Source organism: Cohnella sp. (assembly GCF_041641335.1).
In the GTDB taxonomy this organism is placed as follows: domain Bacteria; phylum Bacillota; class Bacilli; order Paenibacillales; family Paenibacillaceae; genus Cohnella.
Genome location: NZ_JBEPYQ010000090.1, coordinates 1 through 16,055, shown reverse-complemented (window position 1 = coordinate 16,055; position 16,055 = coordinate 1). Strand labels below are relative to the sequence as shown.

The following is a 16,055-nucleotide window of genomic DNA, read 5'->3' as shown; positions in this document are numbered from 1 at the left end:
CTCGTCATTCAGGCCAGATCAGTTCCGTTCCCTCGTAGATCGCTTCGATGTACGAATTGTCCATGACTTTGTCTAGCGGAATCGGTCCCTTGATCACTTCCGCGTTCACCAGCATATCCATTTCCCGCTGCCATTGTTCGTCCGACTGCCAGGCGACGCCGTGTCCCTCATGCAGATTGTCCTGTACGAGCTCGCGCTCCACCGCCCAGCGATTCGTCTCCGATTCCAGGTCGTAGCCCGACGTCGAGCGGGCTTCCAGCACCTTCAACGTCTCCTCCGGATGCTCCAGCGCGTACTGATGCGCCTTGGACAGCGCCCGCAGGAAATCTTCGATTGCGGTCGGATGCTCGGCGGCGAACTGCGCGTTCACGGCGACGACGCCGAACGAGGTTTCCGCACCGAAATCGCCCGGATCGATCAGGCGCGTCTTGATGCCCGCCTTCTCCATAATATAAGGTTCGTTCGTCTTATAGACGGTCAGGGCGTCCAGCTTCTTACCGTCCAGAATGCGCGGATCGTAGCCGACCGACACCGCCTTGAATTGATCGCGGGTGACGTCCTCCGCGGCCAGCATCGTTGTAACCCAGGACGGAATCGCGCCCTTGTAGCCAAGCGTCTTGCCGACGAGATCCTTCGGAGTGTGGATGTCCGAATCCTCCAATACCATCAAAGCGTTCACGCCGACGGAGCCGAAGGTCGCAACCCCTTTGATCTCCGCGCCACTGTCCACGGAGGTGATGACCAGGCTCGGATTGCCGGCGCTGGAAATCTGCGCTTGACCGGCGGCCAGAAACTTCATCCCTTGCGAATCGAGCCCGGGCTGCACGCGGACGCTAAGCCCCAATTGCTCGAAGTAGCCGAGCTCGTCGGCCATGACCGCCTGAACGTCGGGGGAAGAAGCCGCGAAGTAGTACCCGGTCGAATACAGAATCTCCCCCGCGGCCTGATTCGCCGCTTTGCGCGCCTCCCAATCGATCCCGTCCGAAGCTCCGCCGGACTCGGCGGCCGACGGGCTAGCCGGCTCGGACGACGACGGAGCCGCGGACGACGGGGCCGGACTGTTCGCCGGCTTGGCCTCTCCCCCTCCGCACCCCGCAAGCGCCATCGCAATCACCGTCAACATCGACATAGCCGCCATTCCTTTTTTTCTCGTCAGCATGGTCTCATTCTCCTATCTCGTCTCTGTTATGGGATCTTGCCGAATTGCCTTGGATTCGTTTCAGACGCTCCTTATCCCTCGCGAGTCTGAGTTGAGCTGTGCCAGTACAGCGCGCGCTGCTCCACGATGCGGATGACCGCCGTCAGCACGATGCCCATGGCCGCCAGCATGGCGATTGCCGCGAACATCTTCTCGATCTGCATGTAGTTGCTGAACACCATGACCAGATTGCCCAGCCCCTTGTCCGCGCCGCTCCATTCGGCGACGACCGCTCCGATGACGCTCAGGGTGATGCACGTTTTCGAGGCGGAGAACAAGTAAGGCAAGCTGTTGGGAAGACGGAGTTTAAAGAAGATTTCCGCTTTGCTGGCATGCAGGGAGCGCAAATATTCGTAGTTGTTCTGGTCGATCGAGCGGAAGCCCGTAATCGAGTTCACGAGCATCGGGAAAAAGGTGATGATGGCCGCGATGAGCATTTTCGGAAACGAGCCGAAGCCGAACCAGATGATCAGAAGCGGCGCGATGGCGACGATCGGGGTGACGTTGGCCAGAACCGCGATCGGCAGCAGCATCCGCTCCAATGCCGGGGAATGCGCCATGAGCACTCCGCCGATCAAGGCCAGCGCCGAGCCGATGACGAAGCCGACGATCGCCTCGTACAGCGTGACTCCGGCATGATCCAGATAAAACGAGAAATCGGAGAACAGCGCGTTCAGAATGCCCGATGGCGCAGGAAGCGTCAGCGGATTGATGCGGAATATCCGCACGGCCAGCTCCCAGCCGCCGAACAACAGCACGAAAGCCAATGCGGGATACCCGTAACCGCCAAGCCGCCTTGCCGCGCCAAGCGCCTTGTTCCATCCGATTCCCGGCTCCCGGATTCGGGATGAAGCCGCTACGTTGTCGATTGCGTTTTGCTGTGTTGTCATTTCAATGCTCCCACCTTTCGCGTAATAACCCTTTGATGTGGTGCACGTACCGCAAGTACTCCTCCGTCTCTTCCAGCTCATGGCGGCGAGGTCTCGGAAGATCGATATCGACGATCTCGGTCACCCTGCCCGGCCTGCTTGACATGACCACCACTTTGTCCGATAGAAACACCGCCTCTCTGATGCTGTGCGTCACGAAAACGACCGTCTTCTTGTGCGAATCCCATATTTCCATCAACTGATAGCGGATTCTCTCGCGGGTGATTTCGTCGAGCGCCGAGAACGGCTCATCCATCAGGAGGATCGGCGCTCCCGAGGCGAAAGCGCGCACGATGCCGACTCGCTGCTGCATTCCTCCGGACAGCTCCTTCGGATAAGCGTTCAGGAAGTCGCCCAAGCCCACCGAGTGGAGCAGTTCCTTCGCTTCCTCCGTCTGTTCCGGCGTCTGTCGGCCTCCCTTGCGATTCACTTCGAAGGGAAGTCTCATATTTTCCAGAATCGTTCGCCACGGGAACAAAGCGGGGGCTTGCGGCACGAATCCGAACCGTTTATGCGATTGCGCTTCGAGAGGGGCGAGCCCCTCCACGAGCACTTCCCCTTCGTCGGCCGTCTCCAATCCGCCGATGATCCGCAGCAGCGTCGACTTGCCGCAGCCGCTCGGTCCGATCAGGCTGACGAACGTCCCTTCCTCCAGATGGATCGCGATGTCCCGCAGCGCTTCCGTCACCTGCCCCCGGCGCCGAAACTTCTTGGAAACCCGATTTACGCTAATGTAGGTCATTGAGAACTCACCACTTTGCTTGTTTTGTTTTCGAGACATCGATGCGATGCGGTGCGTAGCGACTCGACAGCCGTTTTAATCAACTAATTAATCGTTTTATTATTTAGTTAAACCTCTTGCCTATAAGCTATCACCACGCGAATTGCATGTCAATATAAATAACATTATAGGGAATATGTTTAGGGTTTCACGACGAGAAAGAAGGGTTAACAGTTATCGTTATGCAATAAAAGTTGTTTGTGGCGAGACTTTTGAGCGGGGTTGATTTAATTTAGTGTAATATTTATGTAATTATATATCACACAAATTAACAACAGGGGAGCACACCACGACCCTCTCCATCCATGTCAGCAGGAAGTAATACGCTTGGCGACACTATCGGCACGGACCCGAGACGGCGGAGGAGGATAAGCACGCGTGGCGGCACTATCGGTATGGACACGCCAATGCAAAAAAACTCTCGGGAGCGTTCATAGAGAACGACTCCCAAGAGTTAACTTGCTTGTTAATGCCGCCCCGGCTCCGTCAATCCGACCAGACCCGAAGCTCGTTCAGCGCGACATTGCCCCATTGGCGATTGCCGTTGTTCACCTTCAAGCGGATCGCCCCGGCGGCGACCGGACTGAAGGCGATCTCCCGCTCCTCGACCGTGCTGCTGTTCAGCGACCAGGTGATCGGCACGTTCGACGCCGCATTCGCCCAGGCTGAACCGTTGAAATACTCGACATCGACGTTCGTAATGCCCTGCCCGATGCCGAAATGGGTGAGCAGGCTAATCCTGCCCGTCGTGACGAAGCCGCCCCCGAAATCCAGCGAGATATACTGAGGAAACGCAATGGACGTCGAACTGGCCCACGACGTGGAAGTTTTACCGTCGCTGATCGTGGAGATCGCGCCGGCGTTGCCCGTCGGGAACGTCGTGCTGGCCGTCGCGCCAAGCGCGGCATTGACCGGCGCGGCGATCGGCGACTTGAACAGCTCCAGCTCGTTCACCGCGATATTGCCCCATTGGCGGTTGCCGTTGTTTACTTTCAGCCTGAGCTTGGAGAACGTCGTCTCCGCGAAGCCGACCGACTTGATCTCGTCGTCGCTCGTGTTGGAGCTCCAGCTCAGTGTTATGTTGGTCTGCACAGGCACCCACGACGATCCGTTGAATACCTCCAGATCGAAGTTCGTAATGCCCTGCCCTTGACCGAACCTTGTGTTCAGTCTCAACGTATCGGCCGTCACCGCTTCAGCCCCGAAGTCGAGCGTAATGTAGTTCGGGAATGTCGGCGATTGATTACTGGACCAGGCGTACTCGTAGAAACGGTCGTTGATGTTGGCGATAACAGCCGTTGTTCCGTTCAACGACGCGAACGTCGTGCTAACCGAAGCGCGCGGAGCCAGATTGCCAGACGGCGATTGCGGAATTCGCGGATACGGAACCGCCGCTTTGTTAGTAGCAGGCGGCACGACGCCCTCGTATTCGTGAGCGCCGATGTCGGGATCCCCGTTGTACAGCGCGTTGCCGTAATAGTCACGGCCTCCGTGATCCGCGATGGGGATCCCTGCTCCAATCAGCGGAGAGCCCGCTTGCAGCTTGTAGCCTTCCACCGCGTTCATGCCGACGCCTCCGCTTCCGGGGCTCACGAAGTTCGGATTGGCCGTGACCTTGTGCGGATCGGAGGCGACCAGCGTCTTCCCGCCGAAATACGCATTGTAATCGAACATCTGGCCGGTCAGGTTCCAGCCCTTGTCCCCGACGCTGTAGTAAGCGTTGTTGTAGTTGCGGATGTTCGTCGGAGCGCCCGAAGCTTTCGTAAAATAGTCGCTCATGACCGGATTGCCCGATGCGGCTCCGACATAGACGGTATTATTGTGGTTCGTGACATTTCTGATCGATCCGCTGTACCGGAAGATGCTCTTCTTGTCGTTCTGGCTGACGTTGTACCGCACGACCGTATCGACCGTGTAGTACGTGTCGTTTACGTACAACATGAAGCCTCCGGCGTTATTATGGCTGTAATTGTACTGGACGATAGAGCCGATGTTGCCTGCATCCACGTCGAATCCATGCCCGTCCTCTTCACCGTTGACGGTCTCGAAGGACTCGTTGAACTGCACGAGGTTGTTGTCCGCGTAAGCCCACCAGATCGCCGCGTTCGTGGCCAAATAGGTCGCTTGCTGAACCGCGTTGCGCTCGACAACGGCTCCGTCGGTCACGTTCCAGGCAATGCCGCCGGTCGCTGCCCTGATCACGGTATTGTTGGAAATCTTAACATCGGTGGACGGCGTCCACGGCCCGTACGGCTTCGGCACCCACGGCCATAGATCGCTCATCCCGTAGCGCAGAATGCAGTTGGACCCGATATAAATCCCGTAAGCGTCGACATCGGTCAGGACGTTGCCGTCGATCAAAATACCGCGAAAAGCGCTTGGCGTAACCGATCCGACCGAATCGAAAATAATGCCTCCCGAACGCGTCGTGTACGCGCCGTCTACATCGTGAATGTTCAGGTTTTTCAGTTGAATATGGTTCAAAATGCCGGCCTCTTCGTTCAGGACGTAGACGCCCCTGCGCTGCCCCCGCGGGTTTTGCCAATTGCGGTCGAAGGGCAGCGTCGAACGATTCGTAATCTCCAGGTTGTTGATTTCCCAATACTGCTGGTTTTTCAGATATACGGCTTCCAGTTCCGACGTGATCCCCGCGATTAGAGGCTTGCCGCCGGAGCCGTACATATCGATCACAATCGGACTCCCGTCCGCTCCCGAGCCTTTGGGCCACAGCCTGCCATTCCAAATCCCGTCCGCCTTGAACAAAATTCGGTCTCCGGGACTGAACGTCGTGGCATTCACTTTGTCCAAAGACTGCCATGCGGATCCTGGACTCGTACCGTCATGGCTGTCATTGCCGCCGACGTTGTCGACGTAATAGGCGACTCCCGACGCCTTCGCCTCCGTCGGCGCTATACCGACGAGGCTGCAAACCATGCTTGCAACCACCACTAATGCCCCCAATCTTCTGCGAAATCCTCTGATCAAGCGATCATCCCTCTCCATTGATATATGTAATCCTTCAACCGGGCCCTTGGCTGAAGCGCTTACATCAAGCGATGCAGGAACTCTCTTACTTCCAAGAGGTTTTGTATTTCGCTTCATCTATTCTGATCTCGGCGGCGGATATCCGATCCCGGAAGTATTCCGCATACCTGTAATCCGCATAATCCTTCAACACCTGATCCTTGATCTCCGCAAAATCGGCAAACTCGGAGCCTTCCCCCCGCTCATCCAGACGTTGGAGCAAATAGAAGCGCCCGTTCTCTTCGATGACGCCGCTGGTTTCACCCGGAGCCAGATGCTGCGCAATCTGCGCGACGGGGCTCCGCAAATTCATTCTGACATTGCCCTCATTGACGGTTCGCTCCTCCAGCCGGATCTCAACGCCCAACCTATCCGCGATTTCCGCAAACCCGGTTCCGGCAGCGGCCAGAGCCGTCGCTTCGTCCATTCGCTCTCGCGCCTGACGCTTAAGCGTCTCGTTCGCCTCCTGATTCGAGTCCAGAAAAGCTGCGGACAGTTGGTTAACCTTCACCGACCCGCGCGACGCATAGAGCTCCGATTTATTCAACTCATAGAATTGCCGCAGCTCCCGCTCATCCGGCTTCCATTCCCGCTCCAGCAGCCGGCCCTTAACGTCCCGAACCGCGTTGCCCATGACATACTCCAAATAAGCCGTTTCCTCATAACGAACAGGGCCGAACACGACCCGTCCTTCGGCGACAGCCTCCTGTCTTCTCCGGTTTTCCGACTCCAGCTCCCGCAGGAAATCCGAATAACCGATGTCCGACAGAATGCCCTGCTCCTGCGCAATCATCTGCTCGACTTTGAGCTTCACAACGGTCTCCAGCGCCAGCTTGCGGACGGACTCGGAAGGGGTTTCCCCTCCGTAGGCCGTCGTCCAGAACGTCGCCGTCTGTTCGGCGCCGTATGTCATGTAGTACTCGTCCACGACGCGGGACTTGTTAGCCCGCAGAGCGCGTTCGAACTCGCCCTTATGAACGGGCGTCCCGTCTATCCACACGACAGCCTCATCCTCATGCCGATCCCAGGCGTGAACCGCCGCCATCACAATGCCGGACGTCGCAATCAGCACGGCGATTCCTCCCCATATCGGCAGACGAGTCATCCAACGGAGCATGACCGCAGCCCTCGCCAAAGCGACCGTTATTTTCTTCATTGCTGCGCCCCTCCCCATTGCGGACCATCCATTATTCTTTAACGCTGCCGACCGTCATGCCGCGAACGAAATACTTCTGCAGGAACGGATAGACGAGCATAATCGGCAGCGCCCCCATAAAGATTTGTGCCGTTCGCAGCGTTTTCTCGCTGAGGTTCTCCAATACCTTGAGCTGCTCGACGGACACCGAAGTCATCATGGAATTCATGGACATAATCAGCGTAGACAAGTACGTCTGCAGAGGATACTTATCCGGCGAGTTCAAGTAGAGAATCCCGTCGAACCAGGCGTTCCAGTGCCCGACGATCGTGAACAAACCGATCGTCGCAATAGAAGGCAGCGATACGGGAAGGAAAACCTTCCACAGAATGGTCCAATGTCCCGCTCCGTCGATCGTCGCCGCTTCCTCCAGCTCCTTCGGAATCGAACGGAAGAAATTCAGCATCAGGATGACGTTCCATACGCTCAGCGCGCCCGGCAGGATCAGCGCCCAGATCGAATCGATCAGACCGGTTTTGACAACGACGATATAGGTCGGAATCAGTCCCCCGCCGAAGAACATCGTGACGGCAAAAAACCAAACGTACACTGTCCTGGAACCGAACTGTTCGTTCGATTTGGCCAGAGGATAAGCCGTCAGAAACACCAGCAGCATGTTGACGATCGTCCCGAGAACGACCCGTTCCAAGGACACCCATAGCGAACGGAAGAACTCGACCTTTTCACCCAAATAGATATAAGCGTCCCAAGAAAAGCCGACCGGCCACAGCTTAACCTCTCCCGCCATCGCGGCCGTATTCGAGCTCAAGGAAATCGACAGCAAGTGCAGGAACGGAACGATGCCAAGCAGAGTGACTCCGGTTAAAAACAACGCGTTGGATACGTTAAACAGCTTTCTGCTCAATGAGACACGGCTTCGCATAACCGACTCACCTCCATTCTAATTAAATCAGTGTTCAAAAGTTCGATGAACTTCCTCTAAAAGATGCGGTAGTTGTTGTATTTGTAGGCTGCATAGTAGGTCGCCGATACTAATGCAAGCGAGATAACCGATTTGAACAGACCTACAGCCGCGGCAGGACCGAATTGCTGGCTGAAAATACCCAAACGATAAACGAATGTATCGATAATGTCCGAGCCTTCATAGACGGTCGGATTATACATAATCAAGATTTGTTCGAAACCGGCGTTCAGCACGCCGCCAAGTCCCAGGACGGAAAGCACGATCACAATCGGCGCTATGCCGGGCAGCGTGATGTGGATCATCTGCTTCCACTCGCCCGCGCCATCCACTTCGGCCGCCTCGTACAGCGTAGCGTTAATGCCTGTAATGGCAGCGAGCATGATGATCATGTTGTAGCCCATGCCCTTCCACACGTCCGAACCGATAATAATCGTCCTGAACCAACTGTTGTCGAGCATAAACATAATCGGCTCCAGTCCGAAAGACGACACCAACGCGTTAACCGGGCCGTTTAAGGAGAACAGCTCGATGACGATGCCGCCAAGCACGGTCCATGACAGGAAGAACGGCAGGAAAATCGCAGACTGCACGAACCGCGAAAACCAACTCTTCGTTACCTCGTTTAGCAGCAAAGCCAAAATTAACGGAACAAGCAGGAACAGCACCATTTTGCAGACGGCAATCAGCACCGTGTTCCACAACACTTGATTAAAGTCCGGCAGTTGAAACACGTATTTGAAGTTGTCGAGACCGATAAAATCCGATTTGAAGAAACCGGACAGCGGCTCGAATTCCTGGAAAGCCATAACCAGCCCCGCCATCGGACCGTAAGCGTAGATTAACGTAAACACGACGCCCGGCAGCAACATGACGTGCAACGGATAATTCTTTTTCAGTTTTTTCAAGGATGCCCCTCCGTTCTCCCTTACTGAAAAGCGGGAGGTTCGGTCGATTGCCCGACTTCGCCTCCCGCCTCCTCGTACCGCTTATTTCACGGCTTGCGTATCGTACCACGCGTTGACTTCTTCGATAATCTTATCGCCGCCCAGCGACTTCCAACTGGAGACGAATTTGTCGAATTCATCGAGCGATGCGCCCATGATAATCTTGGTGAACGATTCCTGCATCAGCTTGTCGAGCTGACCGCCCTTGCTGACGATCGTCTCCGTAGGCAGACCGTAGAATTCGTTGTTAACGAATGCATGACTTTCCTTAACCTTCTTCGTTGTGCCCCAGCCTCCGTCTTTGGCGGCGCGGCTGTAATACTGTCCCCAACTGATGCCCAACGATTGTCGGGACGTGTCCTTGGCCAAGTATTCCTTCGTCGCTCTGAACACGGAGTCGACGTTGCTGAAGTTCTCGTCTTCCAGCGTAATCTCGGTTTGACCCGCATCCAGCGCCTTGTTGACTTCGGTATAGATGTTGTCGATATCGGCCGGATTATAAATCCGCGGATTGAACCAGTTGTAAACGTACCCTTTTGCCGCCTTCTCGTCGTCCTTGTACTTCTTGTAGCCCATCTCGATGTAGAAGTTCAGCATTTTGATCGCAGCTTCAGGGTGCTTCATGTTTTTGCTCACCGCGAACACTTTGCCGGCGCGAAGCTTCGGCACGAGCGATTTGCCCGGTCCGTCCAGGCCCGGAATTTGCAGCGCGATCCATTCCGCCTTCGGATCTTTATCCACGTGGGAGTTAAGCGGCCAGTTCGGGTACCACCATTCTCCGTAGGAGATGCCCACCTTGCCTGCAACGATATCCTCGACAACTTTGTTTTCGTCCTTAAGCGCAAACTCCTTGTTGATGATGCCGCGCTGATACCAGGATTGCAGCATCCCCAGCCCGTCCTTCATTTCCGGCTGAATCAGACCGGGAACCAGCTTGCCGTCGCCGCCCTTGATCCAGGCCGACTGCTTGTCGCCAACGGACGGATACGCTCCGAATCCGTTGAAGAAGCCTCTAAGATCGAAGCCCCAGAAAAACAGTTCTTTCTGGAGAGACACGCCATAGGTGTCGTTCTGGCCGTTGCGATCCGGGTCCTGCGTAACGAAGGCTTCGGCAACCTTGTCCAGCTCCGCCATCGTCGTCGGTGGCTGCAAGCCCAGCGTGTCGAGCCAGTCTTTGCGAATCCACAAAATCTGCGTAGACAGGAACGGGTCCTCGAAGGCCGGAATCGCAAGCTGCTTGCCGTCGACGCTGAACGTCTTCATCGCGAAGCCGCCGTCCGACTCCATATACTTCCGGAGATCCGGGGAAGCGTATTGCTCGTAAGCTTCCGTCAAATCCCCCAGCATGTTTTGATTTTTCAGCTTCTCGAAGTTTTTCTGGTCCAGTTCCATAATGTCCGGCAAGTCGCCCGACGCGAGCGCCAGCGAGAACTTCTGCTCGTATTGGCTGTTCGGCACCATCCACTTGAACTTTACTTCGATGTTCGTCATTTCTTTCAAGTCTTTCAGGTAAGCGTTCTGATCGGGCGTCATCCCTGACGGCGTTCTTGGATCCTCGGGCGGATTGTAACCGATGACCTCGGTCACCGTCACCGTCTCCGGATATTTGCCGAGCGGGTCCGGCTTTTCGGCTTCGGCGCTCGCTCCGCCGTCTTCCGAGGAGGCCGAAGGAGATACGGACGCCGACGGAGATGGGGACGAGACTTCTTTGTTCCCTTCTTTGCTCGAACATGCCGCCATCAACGAAAGTACGAGAGAGAACGAGAGGATCAGATTCCAGGATCTAAGCCATTTCATGTGCAAGCTTCCCCCTATATGATCGTTTGCCAGTCTTAGGAGCTCCATGAATTCATTATAGGCGCCGCGGGAAAACGCTCGCAATTTCGAATCGTTTACAATCGTTTCGTATTTTTTACCTATGCGAATTTCGATACTGCATCGGCGACATTCCGGTCATTTTCTTGAAAAAGGTCGTGAAGTAGGAGTTGGAGTCGAAGCCCGTGCGGACGGCAATATCGTTTAGTTTCAGCGAAGTGTGGAGCATCAGGTCGATGGCTGCGTTTAATCGGGTCGATTGAATGAAATCGAGCAGATTACGGCCTGTCGCCTGCTTGTAATAGCGGGATAGATACGACGGGTTAAAATGCACCTCGCCCGCGATCGTCGTCAGCGACAAGTCTCCGCCCAGATTGTCCTGCACGTACTTGTGAATCTGCTCGATCAGCCAGCGCTTCTGCTCCTCTTGCTCCTTGTCCTCCCCCATGTCGGCGCTCCAAGCCTGCGCTTCGGCTTTGCCGAAATCGACAATGGCCAGCGCATGCCCGAACCGGGCTCTGTCGCGAATTCCGGACAGCATCGCCTCCAGCTTCGGATGCACAGCCTCCCAGCGGTCCGCCACGTTGCCGGAGATGCCGAAGGATACGGTTGCTTCCAACGCCGCTTCGCATTCGTTCTGCACCTGCTCCAGAATGCCCTTCACATACGCGACGACTCCCTCTTCTTCCGCCTTCGCGTCCCCGGCGTCCGGGCCGCCGCAGAACCTGGCCGACAATTCCGCGTCCGGCTGCAGCAGCCACACCGGCGCTTCTTCCTCGTGAATCGTCTGCTCGCAGGCCAAGGAGGAGGGCAGCAGTTGTTCGAAAATACGCTGCACCGCTTGCAGCTTCTTGCGCTTCGGAGGCTCGGCTCGTTCCACCCACCCGGCCACCACATAAGCGGGACGATCGGCGGATACGGCAAAATTCAAATCGGCATAGCGCTCGCTCGACGTCAGCTCCGTCAACGGTCTGCCGCTCAGCAGCTCCGCCATCATCTCCATCTTCAAGTACGGCTCCGCCAGATGCAGATGAAGCTGCGCCCTCTCGCTCTCCAACCGCCGCCGGTTCTCTTCCTCCAGCTTCCGGATCGCCTGCTTCACCGCCTCGAAGATCGGGTCCATTCCTTCCGTCTTCAGAATGTAGCTGTCGACGTTTTTGCGAAGCGCCTCATACACGTATTCGAATTCGCTGTAGCCGGTCAGGAAGATGATCCGGCACGCCGGCCAATAATAGACGATCTCGTCGACGAGCTGCAGACCGGTCTTACGGGGCATGCGAATGTCGCTGACCAGAATGTCCAGCTTCGTCCTCTTCGCGATCTCCAGCGCTTCCGCGGAAGAATAGGCCTTGCATATATCCAGCTCGAACTCGGCGTTGTTCTGGAACAATTGGATTAATCCGTTGACGATAATCGGCTCGTCATCTACGATCAGCATCCGATACATGAGCGATCAATCCCCTTTCTTTGTCAAATCCACGACCATCTCGACCTTGAGTCCTCCGTATGAGCTTCGGGATAAGAACAAACCGCTGCCCGCGCCGTATTTTAACGCCAAACGGTTATGGACGTTGATCAGTCCGGTCGTTTCGTCCTCCCCGGATTTCCACGACAGTCCCTCCCGCAGCTGCTCCAGACGTTCGTCCGTCAGCAGCAGGCCGTTATCCTCCACGACGATTCGCACGCGTCCGTCTTCATGCGCGACGCCGATATGCACCATCCCGTCTTCCGCTCCGTCTTCGAAGGCGTGGTCGAATACGTTCTCGACGATCGGCTGGATGATCAGCCTGGGGACGTGAACGCCTTGCAGCGAATCCGGAATTTCGTCATAGACGTAGGAGATGCGGTTGGAAAACCGGATGCACTGAATTTCGCAGTAATCGAGCGCATGCTTGTACTCTTTCTCAAGCAGCACTTCGTCCGAGCCGCTTCTCGTAATGTACTGGTAATAGCTTCCGAGCCGTTGAGACAGCTCGGCCGCGCTCTCGGAGTCGTCGACCTTGCACAGCATGTAGATGTTGAAGAAGCTGTTGTAGAGAAAGTGAGGATTGATCTGCGATTGGAGCTGCTTCAGCTCCGAGCGCTGCAGCGCGATCTTCTTCTCGTAGTTGTCCTTGATCGAACGCTGGAGACGGGTCACCATCCGGTTGAAGCTCTGAAACAGATAATGGAATTCGTCCTTCGTCTTGGATTCGATGACCAAGTCCAGATTGTCCGTCTCGATCATGCGGAACGCCTTGACGAGGTTGGACAGCGGCCTGTGGATCATAACGTGGATCGAGAAGGAATACAGCACCAAAATGAGGACGACGATGCCAAATAAAATGTAGAACGACATATTGAATTGACTCAGCGGGCGGGTCAACTCGTTCTGATTCACGTACATCGTCAGAGACAGCTTGAGCGAGCTGACCGGCTGATGCGCCACGAAGTACCGGGTCCCGTCCACATTTCGCGACTCGGGACTGTTGTCGCCGACGACCGTCTCGTCGTCCCGTATGAGAAGCGACTCCCGTCTGGAGGATTTGCCGTCCTGCGCAGTAGACAGTACGCTGCCCAGCTCCGGGCTTCCCAAGAACACTTCGGATTCTCGGTACAGGGAAACGATCTGGCGCAGCTCCTCTGCCAGCTTCGCTTTGGAAATTTCGATGTAGGACCAGATCTCCGCGTTGTTTTCCGTTTCGATGAAGAAGAGCCGGTCTCCAGCCTGATAGAACGACGGCTTGGGCGTTTGCTTCAGCAGTAAGGAGACCAGCTCGTATTCCGGATTGGGAATGTCCGTCACGCCGCTCGCGCCCGAAATGGTTTTGCCGATGGAAGCGACGTAGACGCCCGCGTTGACGACGTATTCACTCCTGTCTGCCACCGGCATCAGGCCGGTTCTCACCTGCTCGATCAGTTCAACCTCCTCGTACTTCTCCAGCTTTCCTCCGCGGAAGCTGAGCTTCTGCAGCTCCTGCTCGTTGAGCAAACGCAATTGCTGGTTGCGAATGAAGTACATCTCCTTGTCCAATTGCTCGGCATAGAAGGAAGCGCTTGCAGCCGCGGAATCCAAAATCGTATTTTTCGAGAAGGACATTCCCCGGTAATTAACCCATATATTCAGGATGATAAGAGGCACGAGAAACACGATAAATATCATGACGATTTTCTGGTAAACATACCACTTGGCCTTGCCGTTCACCCGCAGTTTCATAGAGGCACCCCCGAATGTACTATTCATACCACAGATGGGGAGTTTTTGAAAAGCGGAGGCAGGACCGATACCGCTCTTCGTTAGTTTGTATTTTGCGTCGCCGGAGATCCGATTAGACGTTAGAGTCAAGTTTGGATATACTATTACTTACAAGAGAAATTTACCGATAAAGTTCGGGGGCGTTATCCATGAAGAAGCGCGTGACACTCACTGATATAGCGAAGGTTGCCGGGGTTTCGAAGATGACCGTATCGTTAGCCTTGCGGGCGGATTCATCCATTAGCGCAGCCATGCAGCAGAAAATCAGGCAAATTGCAGCAGAACTCGACTATACGCCGAACCATATGGCCAAAGGACTGATTCACGGAAAGTCGTACAATCTGACCATTATGATCGGCGGATTCCTGCACGACGATTACCAGCACCAATTTGTCAAAGGCGTTATTCCCTATGCCTTGAAGCGGGGATATATCGTGTCTATGGTACCGTTGGAACGCGATTTGGAGTTGGAACGCGCAATGATAGAGAAGTTTACTCGCATGCAGACGGAAGGCTTTCTCATTTTCCATTGCGGCGAGCCCTCAACCTATGCCGCCCTTCAGAAGCAAGGTGTGCCGTTCGTGCTGTACACCAAATATTTCGAAACTCTGGACAGCGACTACGTCGTGTGCGACGACTACAACGGCGCGTACGCCATGACGGAATATTTGATCGATCTGGGGCACAAGGACATCGCCTTCGTCTACGACAGCTATCTGGAGCAATCGTCCGAGGTCAAAGAACGCAGAATGGGGTATATTCAAGCGCTTCGCGACCGGGAGCTTCCTTACAAGGAAAACAATCTGATCTCCTTCAATCTGTTCTCTTCCAACGAATTTGTCGCGTCCGAGATTCTGGAGAACAACCAGACGTTTATCGACATTCTGACAGGTCCGAATCGCCCGACAGCCTTGTTCGCCTGCAACGATATTCTGGCCTCCTTCATCTACATTGCAGTCAAGAGACTCGGGCTGACCATCCCCGACGATATCTCCGTCGTCGGCTATGAAGGCGTCTATCTGGGCTCCGTGATCGACCCTCCGTTAACTACGGTAGCCACTCCGATTCAGGAGATGGGCAGAAAGGCATGCCAAGTCTTGCTGGACAAAATAGAAGGAATCCTCCCGCAATCGGAATATGTGAAAATCCGCCTTAAGCCCGAGTTGGTCATCCGGGAATCCGCCGCGGCATTAACGAATTCGGCGCGCAAATAGCAAGTGAATACGATAAAGCGGCGCATCTCGCGAAGGAGAATACGCCGCTTTTCGCTTGTCAGAACGATACTTTAAGAGCTTTCACATCATTCGCCGGAATCGTGATCGTCAAGGATACAGAGTTGGCGCCCGTCGTGTAGGCAACGGCGGCTCCGCCTTCGATGTTGACGACCGAGCCCACCGTGCTGCCCGCCAGTCCGAGCTTAGCGTAATCCAACGTCACGGTGACCGTCTGGGAGACAGAGCTTAAATTGCGCAATTGAATGCCCAGTCTGTCCTGATTTTGACCTACAATGGTCGTTCCTTTGATGTTGGAATTAGATAGCGACAGCCCTCGCTCGTCCTTGTATGTGCCATAAAAATAAATGGTCGACTCGCTCTTGTAAATATCGGTATAGCGCGGGAACACATGGGCATTCGGCGTCGCCGTGTCGATCAGCAGCGGATTGCCCATCGTGAACGCCCAAGCGTATTCGTCGAGACTGCCCTTGGCTTTGCCTGCTGTCGGCAATCCGAGAAACTTCGCCGGAATCGTATAACGCGTTACCTGAGGAGCCTGCTGCGGCACGTATCCGAGGCTTCTGCCCCACATCATTCCGTTCAGGTCTACAAAATAGCTGTAGTAATCGCTTACCCCTTCCATCGCAAACACATAATTCGTATTCATGCCATGGTTGCTGAAGTTCCAATGGATCGTATCCATCATTTCCTTGTACCCTTCCGAGAAGGAAGTGGCGGGCGAAGAATGGCCTGCTGCGGAATTGTAATCCAGCACAGCGTCCATCTCCGCCATCT

At 55.3% G+C, this 16,055-nt stretch carries 12 protein-coding genes; 1 reads left to right on the top strand and 11 read right to left on the bottom strand.

The window, feature by feature from the left end:
• Positions 1-4 precede the first annotated feature (4 nt).
• From ACESLM_RS24080 to ACESLM_RS24035, 10 genes are all read right to left on the bottom strand, one after another.
• Complete coding sequence (locus tag ACESLM_RS24080; RefSeq protein WP_372635352.1) at positions 5-1,159, bottom strand: ABC transporter substrate-binding protein; 1,155 nt, start codon at positions 1,157-1,159, stop codon at positions 5-7.
• Between the two features lie 71 nt (positions 1,160-1,230).
• Positions 1,231-2,088 carry an ABC transporter permease gene (locus tag ACESLM_RS24075; protein WP_372635349.1) on the bottom strand — a complete coding sequence of 286 codons (858 nt, stop codon included), beginning with the start codon at positions 2,086-2,088 and terminating at the stop codon, positions 1,231-1,233.
• Between the two features lies 1 nt (position 2,089).
• Positions 2,090-2,869, bottom strand: a complete 780-nt coding sequence (locus ACESLM_RS24070) for an ABC transporter ATP-binding protein (RefSeq protein WP_372635346.1) — start codon at positions 2,867-2,869, stop codon at positions 2,090-2,092.
• Between the two features lie 525 nt (positions 2,870-3,394).
• Positions 3,395-5,854: a right-handed parallel beta-helix repeat-containing protein gene (locus ACESLM_RS24065; protein ID WP_372635343.1), complete on the bottom strand. Its 2,460-nt coding sequence runs from the start codon at positions 5,852-5,854 to the stop codon at positions 3,395-3,397.
• Between the two features lie 124 nt (positions 5,855-5,978).
• Positions 5,979-7,088 carry a peptidyl-prolyl cis-trans isomerase gene (locus ACESLM_RS24060; RefSeq protein WP_372635340.1) on the bottom strand — a complete coding sequence of 370 codons (1,110 nt, stop codon included), beginning with the start codon at positions 7,086-7,088 and terminating at the stop codon, positions 5,979-5,981.
• Between the two features lie 31 nt (positions 7,089-7,119).
• Positions 7,120-8,010 carry a carbohydrate ABC transporter permease gene (locus tag ACESLM_RS24055; protein ID WP_372635337.1) on the bottom strand — a complete coding sequence of 297 codons (891 nt, stop codon included), beginning with the start codon at positions 8,008-8,010 and terminating at the stop codon, positions 7,120-7,122.
• Between the two features lie 56 nt (positions 8,011-8,066).
• Entirely contained in the window at positions 8,067-8,957 is an 891-nt protein-coding gene (locus ACESLM_RS24050) for an ABC transporter permease (protein ID WP_372635334.1), read from the bottom strand.
• Positions 8,958-9,038: 81 nt separating this feature from the next.
• Positions 9,039-10,793 (bottom strand): extracellular solute-binding protein, encoded by a 1,755-nt coding sequence (locus tag ACESLM_RS24045; protein WP_372635331.1) that lies wholly within the window; start codon positions 10,791-10,793, stop codon positions 9,039-9,041.
• Between the two features lie 115 nt (positions 10,794-10,908).
• The gene (locus tag ACESLM_RS24040; RefSeq protein ID WP_372635328.1) at positions 10,909-12,258 is read right to left on the bottom strand and encodes a helix-turn-helix domain-containing protein; all 1,350 of its coding nucleotides are present in this window, start codon (positions 12,256-12,258) and stop codon (positions 10,909-10,911) included.
• Positions 12,259-12,264: 6 nt separating this feature from the next.
• Positions 12,265-14,007, bottom strand: coding sequence for a sensor histidine kinase (locus tag ACESLM_RS24035; protein ID WP_372635326.1), 1,743 nt, complete (start codon positions 14,005-14,007; stop codon positions 12,265-12,267).
• Positions 14,008-14,195: 188 nt separating this feature from the next.
• Here ACESLM_RS24035 and ACESLM_RS24030 point away from each other — a divergent pair, with 188 nt between their 5' ends.
• Entirely contained in the window at positions 14,196-15,260 is a 1,065-nt protein-coding gene (locus ACESLM_RS24030) for a LacI family DNA-binding transcriptional regulator (protein WP_372635323.1), read from the top strand.
• A gap of 58 nt (positions 15,261-15,318) precedes the next feature.
• Here ACESLM_RS24030 and ACESLM_RS24025 read toward each other — a convergent pair.
• A partial coding sequence (locus ACESLM_RS24025) for a hypothetical protein (RefSeq protein ID WP_372635320.1) occupies positions 15,319-16,055 on the bottom strand: 737 nt, incomplete at its 5' end.

Bases quoted from the DNA above. Each gene is read 5' to 3' on its own strand.
- ACESLM_RS24080 (WP_372635352.1), bottom strand. From the start codon at position 1,159: ATGCTGACGAGAAAAAAAGGAATGGCGGCTATGTCGATGTTGACGGTG.
- ACESLM_RS24075 (WP_372635349.1), bottom strand. From the start codon at position 2,088: ATGACAACACAGCAAAACGCAATCGACAACGTAGCGGCTTCATCCCGA.
- ACESLM_RS24070 (WP_372635346.1), bottom strand. From the start codon at position 2,869: ATGACCTACATTAGCGTAAATCGGGTTTCCAAGAAGTTTCGGCGCCGG.
- ACESLM_RS24060 (WP_372635340.1), bottom strand. From the start codon at position 7,088: ATGAAGAAAATAACGGTCGCTTTGGCGAGGGCTGCGGTCATGCTCCGT.
- ACESLM_RS24055 (WP_372635337.1), bottom strand. From the start codon at position 8,010: ATGCGAAGCCGTGTCTCATTGAGCAGAAAGCTGTTTAACGTATCCAAC.
- ACESLM_RS24045 (WP_372635331.1), bottom strand. From the start codon at position 10,793: ATGAAATGGCTTAGATCCTGGAATCTGATCCTCTCGTTCTCTCTCGTA.
- ACESLM_RS24040 (WP_372635328.1), bottom strand. From the start codon at position 12,258: ATGTATCGGATGCTGATCGTAGATGACGAGCCGATTATCGTCAACGGA.
- ACESLM_RS24035 (WP_372635326.1), bottom strand. From the start codon at position 14,007: ATGAAACTGCGGGTGAACGGCAAGGCCAAGTGGTATGTTTACCAGAAA.
- ACESLM_RS24030 (WP_372635323.1), top strand. From the start codon at position 14,196: ATGAAGAAGCGCGTGACACTCACTGATATAGCGAAGGTTGCCGGGGTT.